The 20,151-nt window shown below is 73.3% G+C and carries 12 protein-coding genes; 7 read left to right on the top strand and 5 right to left on the bottom strand.

The genetic code is table 11. From position 1 onward, the window contains the following. Positions 1-883: 883 nt before the first annotated feature. Positions 884-2,077 carry an FAD-dependent monooxygenase gene (locus Sru01_RS28360; RefSeq protein WP_203991827.1) on the bottom strand — a complete coding sequence of 398 codons (1,194 nt, stop codon included), beginning with the start codon at positions 2,075-2,077 and terminating at the stop codon, positions 884-886. Positions 2,078-2,291: 214 nt separating this feature from the next. Here Sru01_RS28360 and Sru01_RS28355 point away from each other — a divergent pair, with 214 nt between their 5' ends. The 3 genes from Sru01_RS28355 (at position 2,292) to Sru01_RS28345 (ending at position 6,130) form a co-directional block, all read left to right on the top strand. Further along, positions 2,292-3,332 carry a TetR/AcrR family transcriptional regulator C-terminal domain-containing protein gene (locus Sru01_RS28355; RefSeq protein ID WP_203991826.1) on the top strand — a complete coding sequence of 347 codons (1,041 nt, stop codon included), beginning with the start codon at positions 2,292-2,294 and terminating at the stop codon, positions 3,330-3,332. A gap of 47 nt (positions 3,333-3,379) precedes the next feature. Next, positions 3,380-4,222, top strand: coding sequence for a putative RNA methyltransferase (locus tag Sru01_RS28350; RefSeq protein WP_203991824.1), 843 nt, complete (start codon positions 3,380-3,382; stop codon positions 4,220-4,222). Positions 4,223-4,339: 117 nt separating this feature from the next. Next, on the top strand, positions 4,340-6,130 hold the full coding sequence (locus tag Sru01_RS28345; RefSeq protein WP_203991821.1) for a S9 family peptidase: 1,791 nt from the start codon (positions 4,340-4,342) through the stop codon (positions 6,128-6,130). Positions 6,131-6,263: 133 nt separating this feature from the next. Here Sru01_RS28345 and Sru01_RS28340 read toward each other — a convergent pair whose 3' ends face one another. After that, positions 6,264-7,817: a PP2C family protein-serine/threonine phosphatase gene (locus tag Sru01_RS28340; RefSeq protein ID WP_203991819.1), complete on the bottom strand. Its 1,554-nt coding sequence runs from the start codon at positions 7,815-7,817 to the stop codon at positions 6,264-6,266. A 382-nt stretch (positions 7,818-8,199) separates the two neighbouring features. On the opposite strand from Sru01_RS28340, the gene Sru01_RS28335 reads away from it, so the two are divergent. Together Sru01_RS28335 and Sru01_RS28330 are read left to right on the top strand one after the other, a co-directional pair. Then, positions 8,200-12,378, top strand: coding sequence for a HAMP domain-containing protein (locus tag Sru01_RS28335; RefSeq protein ID WP_203991816.1), 4,179 nt, complete (start codon positions 8,200-8,202; stop codon positions 12,376-12,378). Continuing rightward, the gene (locus Sru01_RS28330; RefSeq protein WP_203991814.1) at positions 12,378-13,004 is read left to right on the top strand and encodes a response regulator; all 627 of its coding nucleotides are present in this window, start codon (positions 12,378-12,380) and stop codon (positions 13,002-13,004) included. The genes Sru01_RS28335 and Sru01_RS28330 overlap by 1 nt, the downstream gene beginning before the upstream one ends. 32 nt (positions 13,005-13,036) lie before the next feature. Here the strand turns inward: Sru01_RS28330 and Sru01_RS35960 are convergent, their stop codons facing one another. Next, positions 13,037-16,588 (bottom strand): NYN domain-containing protein, encoded by a 3,552-nt coding sequence (locus tag Sru01_RS35960; RefSeq protein ID WP_239137803.1) that lies wholly within the window; start codon positions 16,586-16,588, stop codon positions 13,037-13,039. A gap of 234 nt (positions 16,589-16,822) precedes the next feature. On the opposite strand from Sru01_RS35960, the gene pyrE reads away from it, so the two are divergent. Next, positions 16,823-17,359, top strand: coding sequence for an orotate phosphoribosyltransferase (pyrE, locus tag Sru01_RS28315; RefSeq protein ID WP_203991812.1), 537 nt, complete (start codon positions 16,823-16,825; stop codon positions 17,357-17,359). 125 nt (positions 17,360-17,484) lie between these two features. On the opposite strand, the gene Sru01_RS28310 is transcribed toward pyrE, so the two are convergent. Next, positions 17,485-17,973 carry a hypothetical protein gene (locus Sru01_RS28310; RefSeq protein WP_203991810.1) on the bottom strand — a complete coding sequence of 163 codons (489 nt, stop codon included), beginning with the start codon at positions 17,971-17,973 and terminating at the stop codon, positions 17,485-17,487. Between the two features lie 147 nt (positions 17,974-18,120). Further along, positions 18,121-18,846 (bottom strand): DedA family protein, encoded by a 726-nt coding sequence (locus tag Sru01_RS28305; RefSeq protein WP_203991808.1) that lies wholly within the window; start codon positions 18,844-18,846, stop codon positions 18,121-18,123. Positions 18,847-19,088: 242 nt separating this feature from the next. On the opposite strand from Sru01_RS28305, the gene fbaA reads away from it, so the two are divergent. Continuing rightward, on the top strand, positions 19,089-20,114 hold the full coding sequence (gene fbaA / locus Sru01_RS28300) for a class II fructose-bisphosphate aldolase (protein ID WP_203991806.1): 1,026 nt from the start codon (positions 19,089-19,091) through the stop codon (positions 20,112-20,114). Positions 20,115-20,151 lie beyond the last annotated feature (37 nt).

The following is a 20,151-nucleotide window of genomic DNA, read 5'->3' as shown; positions in this document are numbered from 1 at the left end:
CTCCTGATCCGTCCCGCCGCCGGGGGCGTCCGCTCGTGCCGGGCGTCCCCGGCGGCTCCGTCGTCACGGGGCAGTGGTCCCCGGACCGGTGCGGCATCACTGTCAGGCGATGGTGAAAACCCGGCAACTTTCCCGCATTCCGGCCGCCGCCCGCAGATAAGACACTGGTCCTCGTCCTATACCGGACCTGTACTCAGCGGCACAGCAGGTCCGGGAGATCAGATCATGTTGACGAACTGGACGAGGCTGGCAATCGCCCTGTCAATATCCCTCTGGCCGCCGGTGAGCGCGGCTTCCGTTTCACCGGCGGCGGCGCCTGGGTCACGGCGGATCACCTATCCTTATCCGCCTTTTCCCCCGACACCCTCTCCCACGCCGTCTCCGACCGTCACTCGGCCACCGCCGCTCAGCCTCAACTGCAAACGTGTCAGAGGTGACGGCGTTCGACTGACCTGGACTCACGTTCCCGCCGGCACCACCTTGGTCGAGCTACAACGTGCCACCGGCAGCAACCGCACTCCCACGACCGTGTGGATGGCCTACATCGGCCAGCCCGGCTACACCGATATAACGGCCAACTCAAGAAAGGAGACCTACGTCTACTTCGTGGTCATGCGTGGTGATTTCGGGGTGGCCATTTCGTCCGCGCTTTGCATCATACTTCCGGAGATACCGAAAGCCTCGTCATCGGGCGGTGCCTCGGTTGATTCTCCGCCGATGTCCCAGCATCACGAGGGGCGGCCCGTTCTTGCGAGCCTCACCGCGAGCACCGGACCTCCCGGGGGTGAAGGCGGACTGATGATCGCCTTGATGGCTCCGGCCCTTCTCTGCCTGCTCGCGGTCGCCGTCAGCGCTCGCCGACCCCCGCGGCCTGACCCGGACGTCAGTGGGAGTAGTCCTTGAGGGCGACGGTGGCGCCCTCGCGGAGCTTGCGGGCGACCATGCCCTTCCACGGCACGTACGGCAGCGTGCGCAGCGACACATCGCGTGCCAGGCGCACCGCGCGCGAGTCCGGCATGAGGAACCCGGTGCCGCCCGCCCGCGCCTGCGCCTGGCGGACCAGGCCGCGCATCGCGTCCTGGTAGGCGGGGAAGGCGGCCCGGTGGTCGCCGCCGGCCGCGGCGAGCTCGCCGGCCAGCACGTAGGCGCCGATCAGCGCCAGGCTGGTGCCGAGGCCGGTAAGCGACGACGGGCAGTACCCGGCGTCTCCGAGCAGCACCGCCCGCCCGCGCGACCAGCCGTCCACGTGCACCTGGGCGGTGGCGTCGAAGTAGAAGTCCGGCGCCTCCGCCATCGCCGCGAGCAGGCGCGGCGCCTCCCAGCCCACGCCGGCGAACCGCTCGGCGACGATCCGCTTCTGGGCGGCCGCTTCGCGGCGGTCGTAGCTCAGCGGCGGCGAGGTGAAGCCGAACAGCGCCTTGGCCTCGTCCGGGCGCACGGTGGGCCGCACCGCCACCACGCGCCCGCCGAGCGGTGTGTGATAGCGGTCCCAGCGGTCGTGTGACATCGGATAGGGGATGGTGAAGTAGGAGGAGTAGGCGCCGAGGTGCCGGACGTACCGCTCCTCCGGGCCGAAGGCCAGCGCCCGCACCACCGAGTGGACGCCGTCCGCGCCGGCGACCACGCCGAACCGGCGCGGAGCGCCCCGCTCGAAGGTCACCTTGACCCCGGTGCCGTCCTCGTCCAGCGCGCTGATCGAGTCGTCGAAGATGTACTCCACCTCGTCCCGGGTGGCCTCGTAGAACACCCTGGCCAGGTCGCCGCGCAGGATCTCGATCTCCGAGACCGCCCCCTCGCCGCCGAGCGTCGCGACGTCCATGCCGGCGCGGCGCCGGCCGGCGGCGTCCACGAAGGACATTCCCCGGGTGCCGATGCTCGCCCGGCGCACCTGCGGCATCAGGCCCATCCGCTCGACCACCTCGTGGGCGGTGCCGCGCAGGTCGACGGCGTGCCCGCCGTCCCGGAAGGCCGGCGCGCGCTCCACCACCACGGGCTCGAAGCCGTACCGCCGCAGCCAGTAGGCCAGCGCCGGACCGGCGATGCTCGCGCCGGAGATCAGAATCTGCCGATCGGACATGGGACGCTCCTTGTGCGGATCGCTGCGTACGACGTACATCAAATAGTACGCGTACAGCGTAAGCGAGATGAACGGTCTACGGCAAGCATGCGGTTAACGTCGTACTAGCTTGACGATCACTTTTAGTGTACTAGTACGCTCACCGTACGGATCCCGGACCTGACGGGCCGGTCGACCCGCGGTCATCGGGCTGGTGCACTAGTACACTGGGACGATGGCCGGTGCAGAGAACGCGACACAGCCGCCGTACCTGCGGATCGCCGGGGAGATCCGGCGGCGGATCGAGACCGGCGACCTGCCGCCGGGCGCCCGGGTGCCCTCCGCCCGGCAGATCACCGCCCAGTGGGGGGTGGCGATGGCGACGGCCGGCAAGGTGCTCGCCGCGCTGCGGCAGCAGGGGCTGGTGACCGCCGTCCCCGGCGTCGGGACCGTGGTCGCCGCCGAGGCGGCTGCGGTGGTCACCGCCGAGGGCGATCCCGGGGCCGCCGGGGAGGTCGCCGGCGGATCACGGCCGGCCGGTGGTGGCGGCCCGCCACCACCGGCCCTGTCCCGGCCCGCCGCCGCGCCGCGCCGCCCGCGGGCGGGTGACCAGGAACTCGGCCGCGAGCGCATCGTGCGGGCGGGTATCGAGATCGCCGACGCCGAAGGGCTGGCCGCGCTGTCCATGCGCCGGATCGCCGCCGCGCTCGGCGTGGCCGCCATGTCGCTGTACCGCCACGTGCCGGGCAAGGACGAACTGGTCGCGCTGATGGTCGACACCATCTACGCCGCCGAGCCGCTGCCCGGCGGCGACGAGCTCGGCTGGCGGCGGCGGATGGAGCTGACCGCCCGGGCCCAGTGGGAGCTCTACCGCCGGCACCCCTGGCTGGCCCAGGCGGTCTCCTTCACCCGGCCGCTGATGTCCCCGAACGCGCTGGCGCACACCGAATGGCTGATGAGCGGGCTCGCCGGGCTCGGCCTGTCGCCGAACACGACGCTGCACGCGGTGGTCGGCCTGCACAACTACGTGCACGGGGTGGCGGTGAACCTGGAGTGGGAGGCCGAGGCGCGGCAGCGGACCGGGCTCACCGACGACGAATGGATGGAACGGCAAGATCCGGACTTCGCCGCGGTGTTCGCCTCCGGCCGCTTCCCCGCCTTCACCGCGGTCGTCAGCCGGCCGGACGTCGACCTGGACCTGCAGAGCATCTTCGACTTCGGGCTGGCCCGCCTGCTGGACGGGCTGGCGGTGCTGATCGACGGCGCCCGCCGCTGAGGGACCCGGGCGGCCGGGGTGCGGCGCGGCCCGGCCATGATGGGGTCATGCTGGCCGACGTCATCGATCACCTCAGCTGCCCGATCTGCCGGGACGGGCTGACCCTGGCCGGCGGGTCGGCGCGGTGCGCGCGCGGCCACGCCTTCGACGTCGCCCGGCAGGGCTACCTCAACCTGCTGACCGGGTCGGCCGCGCCCGGCACCGCGGACACCCCCGCGATGGTCGCCGCGCGCGAGGAGTTCCTCGGCGCCGGGCACTTCGCCCCGCTCACCGCGCGGCTGCGTGCCGCCGTCGAGGCGGCCGGCGCGGCGGCCGGCGGGCGGTCCCTGGTGGTGGACGCCGGCGCCGGCACCGGCCACCACCTGGCCGGGGCGCTCGGCCCCCGGGACGCCGGCCTCGCCTTGGACGTCTCCAAGCACGCGCTGCGCCGGGCCGCGCGCGCCCATCCCCGGATCGGCGCGGTGGCCGCGGACGTGTGGCGCCCGCTCCCGCTGCGCGACGCCCGCGCCGACGTGCTGCTCGACGTCTTCGCCCCGCGCAACGGCCCGGAGTTCGCCCGGGTGCTGCGGCCGGGCGGCACGCTGGTGGTGGTGACGCCGACGCCGCGGCACCTGGCGCCGCTGGTCGGCGACCTCGGGCTGCTGTCGGTGGACCAGGACAAGGACCGGCGGGTCGAGGAGAGCCTAGGCGGCGACTTCGTCCCGGCCGGCGCGACGGTGGTGGAGTCGGAGATGCGGCTGGACCACCGCGCGGTCGCGGCCGCGGCGGCCATGGGTCCGAGCGCCTGGCACACTGATCCGGACGCGCTCGGGCGGCGGATCTCGCGGCTCGCCGACCCGGTGGGCGTGACGATGTCCTGCCGGGTGGCCCTGTTCCGTAAGATCACCTAGCGGGCCGGGAATCACGAATTTCCCCCACTTTGTAGGCCAAGTGCCCGTAGAAAGCGACATACTTAACGGCAACCCGCCGATCCCCGATCCGGGAGAGCGTGAGGGAGGGGCACGCCCATGAAGGCCGAGGAACGCTGGCAGGCCAGGTTCCGAGCGGCACGGATGACGTTGCCCACCTGGGCGCGGCTGGCCCCGGCGCGGGCCGTCTACCGCTGCAACATCTCCGGCGTGTGGGAGATCCACGCCTGGGACCGCGCGATCGGTGTCACCCGCCAGGTCACCAGCCGGCCCAAGGGCACCGCGCACGCCGCGGTGGATCCGACCGGCCAGTGGATCTGGTGGTTCTCCGACACCTACGGCGACGAGTTCGGCATCTGGATGCGGCAGCCGTTCAACGGCGGGCCGGAGACGCCGGCGCACCCCGAGCTCGCCCCGGGCCACCCCACCGGCCTGGCGCTGTCGGCGACCGGCACCGCGGTGGTCGGCCGGAGCAGCCGGCACGGCTTCCAGATCTTCCACGTCCGGCCGGGCAGCGAGGAGAAGCCGGCCCTGATCTACGAGTCGCGGGAGTTCGCGCAGGTCTCCGGCATGTCGCTGGACGGCTCGCTGATCGCGGTGAGTCACAGCGAGCACGGCGACTCCCGGCACCTCGCGCTGCGGGTGATCCGGCCGGACGGCCGGATCGCCGCGGAACTGAACGACGGGCCGGGCAAGGGCTTCTCCGGGGTGCGGTTCGCCCCGTCGATCAACGACCGGCGCATCCTGGCGCTGCACGAGCGCCGCGGCCGCCGGGAGCCGCTGCTGTGGGACCCGCAGACCGGCGAGGAGCGGGAGATCTGGCTGCGGGTGGCCGGCGAGATCACCGCCGACTGGTACCACGACGGGCGCGCCCTGCTGATCGGCCACAACGACCGGGCCCGCACCGAGCTGTTCCGCTACGACCTCGGCGGCGGCCTGCTGACGCCGATCAAGACGCCGCACGGGGTCATCCACGACGCGATGCCCCGGCCGGACGGCACCGTCGAGTACTCCTGGTCCAGCGCCGCGCACCCGCCGGTCGTCCGGTCCAGCGAAGGGCACGTGGTGATGAACCAGTCCGGGCCGTCGGCGCCGCCGTCGGTCCCGCTGGAGGACGTGCACGTCGAAGGCCCCGGGGGCCGCATCCACGCGCTGGTCTCCCGGCCGGAGGGCGGCTCGGCGCCGTATCCGGCGGTCTTCCTGCTGCACGGCGGCCCGGCGGCCCAGGACGACGACTCGTTCGCGCCGAACGTGGCGGCCTGGGTGGACGCCGGGTTCGTGGTCGTCCGGGTCAACTACCGCGGCTCGGTCGGCTACGGCTCGGCCTGGCGGGACGCGCTGCGCGGCGCGGTCGGCCACATCGAGCTGGCCGACGTCGCGGCGGTCCGCGACTGGGCGGTCGCCTCCGGCGTCGCCGACCCCGAGCGGCTGGTGCTGGCCGGGGCGTCCTGGGGCGGCTACCTCACGCTGCTCGGCCTCGGCACCCAGCCGAAGTCCTGGGTGGCCGGTATCGCGGCGGTGCCGATCGCCGACCACGCCGCCGCCTACCGGGACGAGACCGAGGGCCTGCGCGCCTACCACCGCGCGCTGTTCGGCGGCTCGCCGGACGAGGTGCCCGAGCTGTACGCCGCGTCGTCCCCGATCTCGTACCTGGACGCGGTGCAGGCGCCGCTGCTGGTGCTCGCCGGCGAGAACGACCCGCGCTCCCCGATCGGACAGATCACGAAATATCTGGACAAGCTGGGTGAACGGCACCACGAGTTCGAGGTCTACCGGTACAACGCCGGCCACGGCACGCTGGTCGTCGAGGAGCGCATCCGGCAGATGGCGGCGCAGCTGGACTTCGCCCGCAAGCACGTGGGAATCCCCCCGGCCCCGGGCTCGTCCTGACGTTCCGCCGGCCCGCCCTGGCGGGTCCGGCGGATCCGGTTCGACGGCCGCCGGTCCGCACGGCCCGGCTCGTCCGCCCCGCCCGCGCCGGACGAAGGTGCCGGCCGGGCCCGCGGTCCCGGCCGGGACGCGCTCAGTCGGCCCGGAGCACCAGGATGGCGAGGTCGTCCGCGCTCGGCTCCACCGCGAAGTCCTGCACCGCGCGGCGGATCCGCTCGGCGACCGCCCGTGCCGACAGCTCGGCGCACTCGGCCAGCAACTTGGCCAGGCCGCCGTCGTCGTCGAGCAGCCGGCCGCCGGAGCGGCGCTCGGTCACCCCGTCGGTCACCCCGAGCAGCACGTCACCGGGCGCCAGGTGGACGTGCTCGGCGGCGAACTCGGCCTCGGGGAAGACGCCGAGCAGCGACTGCGAGGTCACCACGGTCTCCACCACGCCGCTCGGCCGCAGCCGCAACGCCTCGGGATGGCCGGCCGACAGCAGCGAGATGTCCAGCCCGTCATCGGTGCGGCGGATCTCGCCGTGCAGCAGGGTGAGGAACCGGGCGCGTTCCCCCTCGTCGAGGATCGCCTGGTTCAGCCGGGAGACCACGGCGGCGATGTCGTACCCCTCCCGGGCCAGCAGGCGCAGGGTGTGCCGGGCCAGGCCGGTGACCGCGGCGGCCTGCGGGCCGGTGCCGCAGACGTCGCCGATGGCGAACCGCCAGGTTCCCTCGCCGGTGGTGAACAGGTCGTAGAAGTCGCCGCCCACCTCGTTGGTCTCGCCGGCCGGCTCGTACACCACCGAGTAGTCGAGCCCCGGGGTCTCGTCCGGGGTGCCGGGAGGGAGCAGGCTGCGCTGCAGCGCGCGGTTGGCGTCGGCCTGCTGGGCGTAGAGCCGGGCGTTGTCCATGGCGAGGGCGGCCCGGCGGGCGAGGTCCTCGGCCAGCTGGGCGACGTCGTCGGGGAACAGCCCCGAGCGGCCGAGGCACATGACGCCGAGGCTGCGCCCGCGCGCGGTCAGCGGGAAGGCGAGCGACTGCCAGTCGCCCACCGGGAACGGGACGGGGCTGAGGTTCTCCGCCGAGGGGATCGCCGCGCCGGCCAGCTCCGCGCGCAGGCCGTCGATGTGCACCTCGTCGGCGTGCCAGACGTAGGCGAGGCCGAGCGGCCCCATGTCGGCGTCGGCGGTGTAGACCGCGCACCAGGTGGCGAGCCGGGGCACCACGATCTGGGCGATCAGCGCGGGCACCATGTCCGGATCGAGCGTGCCGGCCAGCAGGTCACTGGCGTCGGCGAGATAGCCGAGCCAGCCGGGCCCCTTGGATCCGCCCCGGTCGGACCAGTCGTCGGTGGGCCGGGCGACGGTGCCGCCGGGCAGCGGCAGGCGCGCCCAGTGGGTGCGCAGCGAGCCCTCGTAGCTGACACCCCAGGCGGCGACCTGGACGGACGGCCCCGAGGCGGCGGTCTGCTGGAACTCCTTCTCCCGGATCTCTATCTGGAGGGCATCGCCCTGGTGAGCCCATATGATGTCAAATGCGACATCTCCTACTTGTGACACCAGTTCGCCGGTCAGCCGGTCGGCGTCCGCACCGATCGACGCGGCCGCCCACGCGGTGACGACCTCGTGGGTGAACTGCCTGGCGGCGGGTAGGGCGGCCCGGCCGGCCGCGAAAGAGGCGGCCAGCACACCCCGGGAGGGATTTGTCATCGGAACTCCGGAGCCATGCCCCAAGGCTTTCCGCCCCAGGGGAGGAAACCCCGTCCTCCTTTGTTCTTGTCCGTCGTTCTGTCGGTGACGCTGGGTAGCGTTGGGAGGGCCGGTCGGCGACCACGTCCGGCATCGCTCCACCGGGTCGGCGCCCGCCCCGGGCGGCGCGGGGAACCCTCCGGCCCGTCCGCCCTGGCGACGCGGACGCGCGCCCTGACCTTCGGACCGGAACCCCCCGGTTCGTCCGCGGGAAGAGACCAATGCACCGTGCCTATCACACTTACCTGTCGCATGCGGCCGATCGACAGGGCGACCGCAAGGCGCCCTTCATGCCAGACTGGCACTACTTCGAGTCCCGCCCGAACAGCGTGAAGGAGGCTTCATGAAGGGTACCCCGACCACGGGTGCCGGTTCGGAGCGGTCCTATACCGAGTCCGAGCTCCGGCCTCTACTGGAGACGCTCATCACGTGGCGTGACGGCGACTTCCGGCGACGCGTCCCGCACGCCCCGCCCGGCATCCTCAGCGAGGTGCGGCTGCTCGTCAACGAGGTGGCCGACCGGCGCGAGCATCTGGCCAACGAGCTGCTGCGGGTGCGGCGCGAGGTCGTCCGCGAGGGCCGGTTCGGCGTGCGCCTGACCCCGGGCCCGGGCGTGGGCTCCTGGGCCGAGAGCGTCGACTCGGTGAACATGCTGATCGACGCGCTGGTGGCCCCGGTGAGCAGCGCCGCCGACGTGCTCGACGCGGTCGCCCAGGGCGACCTGTCCCGCCGCATCGACATGGACCGCAACTCGCGCGGCGAGGTGCGCCGCCTGGGCAAGGCCATCAACGGCATGGTCGACCAGCTCTCGCTGTTCAGCTCCGAGGTCACCCGGGTGGCCCGCGAGGTCGGCTCGGAGGGCCAGCTCGGCGGCCGGGCCAACGTCCGCGGCATGTCGGGAAGCTGGCGCGATCTCACCGAGGCGGTGAACACCATGTCCAGCCGGGTGTCCGCCCAGGTGCGCGACATCGCCGAGGTCACCACCGCCGTCGCGCGCGGCGACCTCAGCCGCAAGGTCACCGTCGACGCGGTCGGCGAGATGCTGGAGCTGAAGAACACCGTCAACACCATGGTCGACCAGCTGTCCGCCTTCGCCGAAGAGGTCACCCGGGTGGCCCGCGAGGTGGGCACCGAGGGCGAGCTGGGCGGCCAGGCGCGGGTGCGCGGCGTGTCGGGGGTCTGGAAGGACCTCACCGACAACGTGAACGTGATGGCGGGCAACCTGACCAGCCAGGTGCGCAACATCGCCACCGTGGCCACCGCCGTCGCGCAGGGCGACCTGTCCAAGAAGATCACCGCGGACGCGCAGGGCGAGATCCTCCAGCTCAAGTCCACCATGAACACCATGGTCGACCAGCTGTCGCTGTTCGCCGACGAGGTCACCCGGGTGGCCCGCGAGGTGGGCACCGAGGGCCAGCTCGGCGGGCGGGCCGAGGTGAAGGGCGTCTCCGGCGTCTGGAAGGACCTCACCGACAACGTCAACTCGATGGCCTACAACCTCACCTACCAGGTGCGCAACATCGCCCAGGTGACCAAGGCCGTGGCCGGCGGCGACCTGTCCAAGAAGATCGACGTGGACGCCCAGGGCGAGATGCTGGAGCTCAAGTCCACGATCAACACCATGGTCGACCAGCTGTCCTCGGTCGCCTCCGAGGTGAGCCGGGTGGCCCGCGAGGTCGGCTCGGAGGGCCAGCTCGGCGGCCAGGCCCAGGTGCGCGGCGTGTCGGGCGTCTGGAAGGACCTCACCGACAACGTCAACCTGATGGCCAACAACCTGACCTCCCAGGTGCGGCAGATCGCGGCCGTCTCCACCGCCGTCGTGCAGGGCAACCTGTCACGGAAGATCACCGTGGACGCGCAGGGCGAGATCCTGCAGCTGAAGGACACGGTGAACACCATGGTCGACCAGCTGTCGCTGTTCGCCGACGAGGTGACCCGGGTGGCCCGCGAGGTGGGCACCATGGGCCAGCTCGGCGGGCAGGCCCGGGTGCGCGGCGTGTCGGGGGTCTGGAAGGACCTCACCGACAACGTCAACCTGATGGCCACCAACCTGACCTACCAGGTCCGCAACATCGGCGAGGTGACCACCGCGGTCGCCCGGGGCGACCTGTCCAAGAAGATCGACGTGGACGCCCAGGGCGAGATTCTGGTGCTGAAGACCACCATCAACCGGATGGTCGACCAGCTCTCCTCCTTCGCCTCCGAGGTCACCCGGGTCGCCCGCGAGGTCGCCTCGGAGGGCCAGCTCGGCGGCCAGGCCCGGGTGGAGGGCGTCGAGGGCACCTGGAAGCAGCTCACCGAGAGCGTCAACGAGCTGGCCAGCAGCCTGAGCACCCAGGTGCGCGCCATCGCCGAGGTCACCAGCGCGGTCGCCCGCGGCGACCTGACCCGGTCGATCACCGTGGACGCCCAGGGCGAGCTGGCCGACCTGAAGGACAACATCAACACGATGGTGTCCAACCTGGTGGCCACCACCAAGGCCAACCAGGAGCAGGACTGGCTGAAGAGCAATCTGGCCCGGGTCTCCCGCCTCATGCAGGGCCACCGCGACCTCATGGAGGTCGCCAAGCTCATCATGAGCGAGCTCACCCCGCTGGTCTCGGCCCGCTACGGCGCCTTCTACATGGTGACCAACCCCCGCGACACCGAGCTGCGGCTCATCGCCGGCTACGGCGTGCGCCCCGGCTGCCGGGTCCGGGAGAGCTTCCGGTTCGGCGAGGGCATCGTCGGGCAGGCGGCGGCCGAGGGGCGCCCGATCGTGCTCGACGACGTCCCGGCCGGCTATCTCACCGTCGACACCGGGCTCAGCAGCTCGCCGCCCGCGCAGATCGTCGTGCTCCCCATGTTCTTCGAGGACCAGGTGCTCGGCGTGCTGGAGCTGGCCTCGTTCGGCCGGTTCGGCGAGGTGCACATCGCCTTCCTCAACCAGCTGGTGGAGACCATCGGCGTCACGATGAACACCATCATCGCCAACTCCCGCACCGAGGACCTGCTGACCGAGTCGCAGCGGCTCACCACCGAGCTGCGCGAGCGCTCCGACGAGCTGCAGCGCCAGCAGGAGGAGCTGCGCAGGTCCAACGCCGAGCTGGAGGACAAGGCCGCGCTGCTCGCCAAGCAGAACCGCGCCATCGAGATCCAGAACTTCCAGATCGAGCAGGCCCGCCGCACGCTGGAGGAGCGCGCCGAGCAGCTCGCCGTCTCCTCGCAGTACAAGTCCGAGTTCCTGGCCAACATGTCGCACGAGCTGCGCACCCCGCTGAACAGCCTGCTGGTGCTGGCCAAGCTGCTCACCGAGAACAGCGAGGGCAACCTCACCCCGCAGCAGGTGGAGTTCGCCCGCACCATCTACGGTGCCGGCTCGGCCCTGCTGCAGCTCATCAACGACATCCTGGACCTGGCGAAGGTCGAGGCCGGCCGGATGGACGTGCACCCCCAGCAGCTGTCCATGCCGAAGCTGGTCGACTACGTCGAGGCCACCTTCGCGCCGCTCGCCCAGGACAAGGGCCTGTCCTTCGCGGTGGAGGTCGACCCGTCGGTGCCCGAGGAGCTGCACACCGACGAGCAGCGGCTGCAGCAGGTCCTGCGCAACCTGCTGTCCAACGCGGTGAAGTTCACCCCCAAGGGCGAGGTGCGCCTGCACATCACCCGGGCCGGCGGCGGCGTGCCGTACATCGACGAGACCCTGCAGGGCAACGAGGACATCCTGTCGTTCGCCGTGGTCGACACCGGCATCGGCATCGCCCCCGACAAGCTGGATGTGATCTTCGAGGCGTTCCGCCAGGCCGACGGCACGACCAGCCGCAAGTACGGCGGCACCGGCCTCGGCCTGTCGATCTGCCGCGAGCTGGCCCGGCTGCTCGGCGGCGAGATCCACGCCAAGAGCGAGCCCGGGCGGGGCAGCACGTTCACCCTGCACCTGCCGATCAGCTACGCCGGGCCGCTGGCCGGCGGGGACGGCGGCGCGGCGGTGGCCCTGCCGGCCGGCGCCCGCGAGCAGGCCGAGGCCGCCGACCTGCCCGAGCTGGTCCGCGAGACCATGCACGACGAGCTGCAGATGCCGCAGCTCAGCCAGCCGGCCGCCGCGCCGACCTGGCAGGGCGACGACCCGCTGGCCGGCCGGAAGATCCTCATTGTGGACGACGACATCCGCAACGTCTTCGCGCTCACCAGCGTGCTGGAACGGCACGGCTCGACCGTGGTCTACGCGGAGAACGGCCGGGAGGGCATCGAGCAGCTGGAGCGCAACGAGGACGTCGCCCTGGTGCTGATGGACATCATGATGCCCGAGATGGACGGCTGGGCGACCACCTCGGCGATCCGCCGGATGCCGCAGTTCTCCGATCTGCCGATCATCGCGCTGACCGCGAAGGTCATGCGCGGCGACCGGGAGAAGAGCATAGCCTCGGGGGCGTCGGACTACGTGCCGAAGCCGGTGGACGTCGATCGCCTGCTGGAGCGGCTGCGCGGCTGGCTCACCCGCGGCCGCGTCGCCTCCGGCGAGAGCAGGGAAGGGCAGTCCTGATGCCGCACCGAGCGAGAATCCTCCTGGTCGACGACCGGGAGGAGAACCTCATCGCGCTGGAGGCCATCCTCAGCTCGCTGGACGTGGTCGCGGTGCGCGCCAGGTCCGGCGAGGAGGCGCTGAAGGCCCTGCTCAGCACCGACTTCGCGCTCATCCTGCTGGACGTGCGGATGCCCGGCATGGACGGCTTCGAGACCGCGGCGCACATCAAGCGCCGCGAGCGCACCCGCAACATCCCGATCATCTTCCTGACCGTGGTGGACAGCGCCCCCGACTACGCCTTCCGCGGCTACGCGGCGGGCGCGGTCGACTATCTCACCAAGCCGTTCGACCCGTGGGTGCTCCGCGCGAAGGTCTCGGTCTTCGTCGAGCTGTTCGGCCTGAACCGCAAGCTCACCGAGCAGGCCGCGCTGCTGCGCGAGCGCCTCACCGCCGAACTGCCCGAGGGCGTCGGCACCGAGGTGCTGCCCGAGCTGTCCAGCCGGCTGACCGCGGTGGAGGAGGAACTGTCCCGGGTCAAGGAGCTGGCCGCGAAGGCCAACGGCAGCACCGGCCTGTCCAGCCCGCTCAACGACCTCGGCGACCGGGTCCGGCACCTGCGCGCCGGCCTCGACGCCCTCTCCTGACCCATCCGGCCGGCGCAGACGCGCGGCGGGCCCTAGCGGCGGGCGCGCTCCAGGGCGTCCCAGAAGCCGCGGCGCAGCGCGTGCCGCACCTCGTCGTGCAGCAGGAAGTCGATGGGCAGCGAGGAGCCCTGCAGCAGCCGGGCCTCCAGGTCGGACGGCATCCGCGGCTTGCGGGCCAGCACCGCCTCCAGCCACAGCGCGGGGGCGTCCCTGGCGATGGACTCGCCGAAGTCGTGCCCCTCGGTGTGCGCGGCCTTCACCGCGTCGGCCAGCGTGGTGGTGCCCGACGGGCCGGGGTGCGCGGGGACCGGTGCCGGATGCGGGCCGGTGTAGGGACCGAACGGCGACCCCGGGTAGGGATGCGGCTTGCCGGCGGGCAGCGCGCCGCCGTACTGGCTCGGCACCGCGGGCGACTGGGCGGGCACCGGGGCGGCCATGGGCTGGGCGGGCGGCACCTGCGGGGGGACGTGCGGGCCCCGGCCGGACGGCTGCCGCTGCTCGGCCGGTCCCGCGGACGGCTGCCGCTGCTCGGCCGGCCCCGGCAGTCCCGCGGCCGGCCGCCGCTGCTCCGGCTGCCCCGCCGCCGGCTGCCCCGCCGCCGGTTGCCGCTGCCCCGGTTCCCCCGCCGCCGGTTGCCGCTGCTCGGCCTGCCCCGCGGCCGGCAGCGCGGGCCGGGACGGCCCGGCGGCCGGGTGGCTCTCCCGACCGGTACCGGCGTGCGAGGCGGCGCTCGCGTCGTACCGGGGGATCTCGCCGGTCAGGCCGGCGGCCGGGAAGCCGTACCCGTCCGGCCCGGGCCGGGACTCCGCACCGGGGCGGGCCAGGCTCCGGCCGCCGGCGTGCGCGCCGTGACCGGCCGACTCATCCGGCCCACCGGTACCGCCGGCCCCCGGCCGGAGCCGGCCGCCCGGCGATCCGTTCGACGGCTCCTCGTCACCGAAGGGCTCGGCGTCGGGCAGCGTGGCCGGGCCGAACGGACCGATCGCCTGGCCCGCGCCGTACCGCTCCTCGCCGTACCGGCCGGTGCCGTGCTCGTCCGGGCCGTGCCGATCGGCGCCGTGCTGGCCATGACCGTGCCGGCTGCCACCGTGCTGAGCGGCCCCGTGCTGGGCGGCCCCGTGCTGAGCGGCCCCGTGCTGGGCGGTTCCGGGCCGGTCCGCGCCGCGCCGGCCGGCGCCATACCGGTCGGCATCCGCATCATGCCGGTCCGCATCATGCCGGTCCGCGCCGTACTGGTCAGAGCCCTGCCGGTCCGCGCCGTAGGAGTCAGCGCCATACTGGCCGGTGCCCTGCCGGTCCACATCATGCCGCTCAGAGCCCTGCTGGTCAGAGTGGCGCCGGCCTGCCTGGTGCTGGTCGAGGCCGTGCTGGCCGGTCCTCTGCGGGTCATCGCCTCGCCGGCCCGCCCGGTCATCGCCACGCTGGTCCACGCCGGGCGGGCTCGCCGGGTCGTCACCGGGCCGGCCGGGACCGGGCGGGATCACGCCGTACCGCCCGGCGCCGTGCCGGTCCATGCCGTGCTGGTCCATGGCGTGCTGGTCCATGCCGTGCTGGTTCAAGATGTACCGCCCCGCGCCATGCGGGTCCCGGCGGTGCTGGTCCAGGGCGTGCTGGCCGGCGCCATGCTGGCCCGGAATGCGAAGCGAGGCCAGGTGCGCGCCGGAATCGGCGGGATCTACGGGTGACTCCGCGGCGGTACCGGCGCCGAGCGGGCCGGAACCGGTGGCGCCGCCGCTCAGCGGCCCGGCCCCCAGCGGATCGGATCCGGGAGCGGACGGCCGGGTGCCCGGCGAGGTGTGCGCGGCCGGGTGGGTGACCTCGGGCCCACCGGCCGCGCCGCGTGGGGCCGGGCCGGACCCGACCGGCGGGGACGCGTTCGCCCGAGGGGAGCCGGGGGCCGCGTGCGAGCCGCCGCCGATGGCGGCCCCGCCGTGGCCGGGCGCGGAGGCCGGCGGTCCGCCGACGGCGCGCGCGCTGGACGCCCCTCGCAGGTCGGCGGCGGTCTCGGCCGGTCGGTCGCCGGGCGGCCCATGGGAGGAGGGGGCGGGCGAGCCGGCACCGCGCCCGGCCGGATCGAGCGCGGAGCCGCCGGTCCAGCGCCCCGCCGCGTCGAGACCGAAAGCACCGCTGCCCCGCCCGGACGGGTCAAGGGCGGAAGCGTCGCTGCTCCGCCCGGACGGATCGAGGCCGGAAGTGCCGGTGCCGCGTGCGGACGGCGCAGGGGCGGAAGCACTGCTGCCCCGCCTGGACGGGTCAAAGACGGAAGCGCCGGTGCCGCGCTCCGCCGGGTCGAAGCCGGAGGCTCCGGTGCCGCGTACGGACGGATCAGGACCGGAGGTGCCGGTGCCTGGGACGGGCGGGTCGAGAGCGGCGTCGCCGGGCGCTCGGCCGGCCGGATCGATACCGGAACCGCCGGGGCCCCGCCCGGCCGGGTGGAGGGCGGAGCCGCCGGGGTCGTGCCCGGCGGAGTCGAGGCCGGAAGCACGTACGGGCGGGTCGAGAGCGGCGGCGCCGCTGCCGTGGGCCGGGTCGGCCGCGGCGGGGCGGCGCGGCAGCTGCGGCACCAGGCCGGGGCCGGCGAGCGCCGAGCCGGAGCCGGAGAGCGTTGGATCTGAGCCGGAGAGCGCCGAGCCGGAGCCGGCGGGCGCCGGACCTGAGCCGGCCGCGGCGGACCGCCCCGCGGCGCCGGACGCGGTCGCCTGGTCCTCGGGCGGTCGCGAGCTCAGCCCGGAGACGCCCGCGCCGCGCGGCCCGGGACCCGGTGGCGGCGCGTCCGCGACCCCGAACCCGCCGGCGCCGGGCGATGCCGTGCCGAACCCCCCGGGCGACGCCGGCCGGCTGCCGCCCGCGCCGGACGGGCCCGCCGGGGAGCCGGTGGTTCGGCCGGCCGGCGCGCCGGGCCCGATGGCCGGGAAGGTGCCGGTCAGGGTGCCGGGCGGCGAGGGCGGGTGACCGTTGCCCAGCGGGTCGCCGGGCTCGCGGGACCGGCCGTTGCCGGGCGGCTGCGGGTGGTGGCGTCCGTTGCCCGGGTCGGGCGCCGCGATGTTGCCGGTGACCAGCGTGACGTACGGCCGCAGGTGGCCGCTGCCGATCTCGACGAGGTCGTCGCACTCCTGCTGCAGGGCGCGCGACACCGCCCAGGCGCCCTCCGCGGCGATGTTGATCACAGTGACCCGGACGCCGAGGTCCTGCGCGTCGCTGATCACCTGGGCCAGGTCCTCGTCCCCGCTGACCACCACCGCGTCGCAGATGGCGTTGTTACGCGCCAGCGTCATCAGGTCCCGGTGGACCTGGGCGTCCACCCCCTCCCGGCGGCCGGGGCGGATCCGGGCCAGCCGGAGCTTCAGACCGGGGATGTCGGCCAGCGCGTCATGCTCGGGCGTGCGCCGGCCCTCGACGGTGGCCTCGTACCAGTAGCAGCGCAGCAGGGGCAGGTCGGTGCGTTCCCGGGCCAGGGTGGAGAGCAGCTGCAGCAGGCCAGGGTAGTCCCAGGCGACCGCCTCCCGGTGGCGGGTGCCGTGCACGGCCATCGCCGCGTCCGCCAGCAGATAGCCAGCGTCCACGAACAGCGCGCAGCGATCCACGCGACACCGCCCCTTTCCTACCCGGCCGGACCCGGTGGCAGCCGATGCCCGGCCCTTTATCAGGGTAATGAAGCCACTGATCGCGCGAGGGTGAATCCCGGCGATTCGGCCCGCGCCCCACCATGTTCGCAGACGCTCCCGCGGAACCTACCGGCCGCTTCCTTGACCGGTCCAGGGGTGATTACCGAGCGGCCCGGCAGGCCATGCTAACGACGCCTCCCTAGGCTGTATCCCATGAACGAGCGTGCGAATCTCCTGGAGGAGATCAAGAAAAAGGGCGTGGTGCACGGCCGCGTCGTGCTTTCCTCCGGCCGCGAGGCGGACTGGTACGTCGACCTGCGGCGCATCACCCTGGACGCCACGGCCGCCCCGCTGGTCGGCCAGGTCATGCTCGACGCCACCGCCGACCTGGACTACCAGGCGGTCGGCGGGCTGACCTTGGGCGCCGACCCGGTGGCCACCGCCATGTTGCACGCGGCGGCGGCCCGCGGGCGGGCTCTGGACGCGTTCGTGGTGCGCAAGGCCGGCAAGGCGCACGGCCTGCAGCGCCGGATCGAGGGCCCGGACGTGACCGGCCGGCGGGTGCTGGCGGTGGAGGACACCTCCACGACCGGCGGTTCGGTGCTCACGGCGGTGGAGGCGCTGCGCGAGGCGGGCGCGGTGGTCGTCGGGGTGGCCACCATCGTGGACCGCGGCGCGGCGGCCCGGATCGAGCAGGAGGGCCTGCCGTACCGCACCGCCTACACCATGGCCGACCTCGGCCTGTCCTGACGGCCGGGTCCTGACGGCCGGGTCCTGACGGCCGGGTCCGGGCGGCGCCGGGCCGCGGGTCAGCCGCCCTGCGCCCGCCGGTCAGCCGCCCTGCGCCCGCCGGTCAGCCGCCCTGCGCCCGCCGGTCAGCCGTCCTTCGCCCGCCGGGCGGTGAAGCTCTGCCGCTCGCCGGGCTCGCCCGGCGGGCGCGCCGTCCCGTTGACCTCGACGTACACGGTGGACGCGTCGTTCAGCACCACGTCGAGGCTCGGCTGGGAGTAGACCGCCTCCTGGCCGCGGTCCAGCTCGCGGTCCTCCAGCACGTCCCCGCCGCTGACCCGGACGAACAGCGGGCACCGGTCGGCCCGGCACTCCACGAACAGGGTGGGCGGCGAGGTCGCCGTCCGGCTCGGCTCCGGGACCGTCGCGGCCGTGGTCCCGTCCGTGGTCCCGTCCGCGGTCCTGTCCGGGACGGCGGACGGCTCGGCGGCGCCCGGCGGGACGGCGTCACCGGTGTCCAGCGTGCCGACCAGGGCCACGGCGCCGACGCCGATCAGCGCCAGCACGGCGAGAACGGCCACGCCCACCAGCGCCAGCCGGGCGATGCCCATGGGTTCGGACCGATGGCGTCCCACGTACCGGACTCTAACCCGGGGACGGGGCGGCCCACGAGGGACCGGTCAGGACGCGCATGGCCGCCGCCCTGGCCGCCGAGGCGACCGGGGCATCTGGGGGAAAATTTCACCGCGGCGAGGGCGGACCCGCGACGAGCCGCGTGGCCGCTACATGGGCGGCGCGGGGTCCCGGTGGTGCCGGCCGCGGGGCGGCGTGGCCGGCTGGACCGCCGGCTGGACCGCCGACTCCCGGCCGGCCTTCAGCTCCTTGCGGCTCTTCAGCACCTCGCGCACGATCGGGATGACCGACAGCAGGATGATGACCGCCGCGCCGGGCAAGATATAGCGGTCGACGTTGGGGATGGCGCTGCCCGCGTAGTAGCCGATCAGCAGCATCGACTCGGTCCACAGCAGGCCGCCGAGCACGTTCCACAGCAGGAAGCGGGGCGCGGGCATGCCCAGCATGCCGGCGACCGGGTTCAGGAACGTGCGGACGATCGGGATGAACCGGGCCAGCACCACGGCCTTGGACGGGCCGAACTTCTGGAAGTAGTGCTCGGCCTTCTCGACGTACTCCTGCCGGAACAGCCGCGACTCGGGCCGGGAGAACAGCCGAGGGCCGGTCTTCATGCCGATGTAGTGGCCGAGCTGGGCACCGGCGATGGCGCACAGCGGCGCTCCGACGAGCAGCACGCCGAGCGGGAACGGGCTGTCCAGCCCCACCGAGGACGCGACGGCGGTGGACGCGCCCATGCCGGCGACCACCAGCAGCGAGTCGCCGGGCAGGAAGAAGCCGACGAGCAGGCCGGTCTCGGCGAAGATGATCGCGAGGATGCCGATGAGCCCGAAGGTGACGATCCACCACTGGGCGTCCAGAAGATTTGTGAGGTCCATCACGCACGAGGGTACCCCGCACGGGGGCGTTCAGTGCCCGATCGGGCACGACGTGGTGTGTCCGGCACCGTCCCCGGGCAGGGAGGTATTGGGCACGGTGCCGGATCCGGGCGGCGGCCGGCGGCCGTACCGCCCGTTGGACTCCGGCTTCCTCGGTCGGCGGTACTTCGCAATACTTGCCCCTCGGGGGAGTCACCGAGCTCCCGTGCCAGCATCCGTTCCGTCCAGGGAGTTGACTTCCGATGCCTATCGCGACCCCAGAGGTCTACGCCGAAATGCTCGACCGGGCCAAGGCCAATGGTTTCGCATACCCGGCGATCAACGTGACGTCCTCGCAGACGTTGAACGCCGCGCTGCGCGGTTTCGCCGAGGCCGAGAGCGACGGCATCATCCAGGTCTCGACCGGCGGAGCCGAATACCTCTCCGGCAGCACGGTCAAGGACATGGTGACCGGTGCCGTGGCGCTGGCCGAGTACGCCCGCGCCGTCGCCGACAAGTACCCGGTGAACATCGCGCTGCACACCGACCACTGCCAGAAGGAGAAGCTGGACGGCTTCGTCCGCCCGCTGCTGGAGATCTCCGCCCGCCGGGTGGCCGAGGGCCGCGACCCGCTGTTCCAGTCGCACATGTGGGACGGCTCGGCCTGCCCGCTGGACGAGAACCTGGAGATCGCCCGCGAGCTGCTGGAGAAGGCCGCCGCGGCCCGGGTCGTGCTGGAGGCCGAGATCGGCGTCGTCGGCGGCGAGGAGGACGGCGTCGTCGGCGAGATGAACGAGAAGCTGTACAGCACCCCGGAGGACGCCCTGGCGACCGCCGAGGCGCTCGGTCTCGGCGACCGCGGCCGGTACCTGCTGGCCGCGACGTTCGGCAACGTGCACGGCGTCTACAAGCCGGGGCACGTCAAGCTGCGCCCGAGCGTGCTGAAGGACATCCAGGAGGCCGTCGGCGCCAAGCACGGCAGCGGTGACAAGCCGTTCTTCCTGGTCTTCCACGGCGGCTCCGGCTCGACGATGGAGGAGATCCGCGAGGCCATCTCCTACGGCGTGGTGAAGATGAACATCGACACCGACACGCAGTACGCCTTCACCCGGCCGGTCGCCGACCACATGTTCCGCAAGTACGACGGCGTGCTCAAGGTCGACGGCGACGTGGGCAACAAGAAGGAGTACGACCCCCGTGCGTGGGGCAAGGCCGCCGAGGCGGGCATGGCCGCCCGGGTGGTCGAGGCCTGCGAGCACCTGCTGTCCGCGGGGAACAAGCTGTCCTGAACCGCCGCCGGCGGTTCCGGATGAGCCACGGACCCGG

Source organism: Sphaerisporangium rufum, from assembly GCF_016863395.1.
GTDB classification, from domain to species: Bacteria; Actinomycetota; Actinomycetes; order Streptosporangiales; family Streptosporangiaceae; genus Sphaerisporangium; species Sphaerisporangium rufum.
Note: the sequence above shows the minus strand (reverse complement) of the source record. Positions and strands in the feature narration are given on the sequence as shown.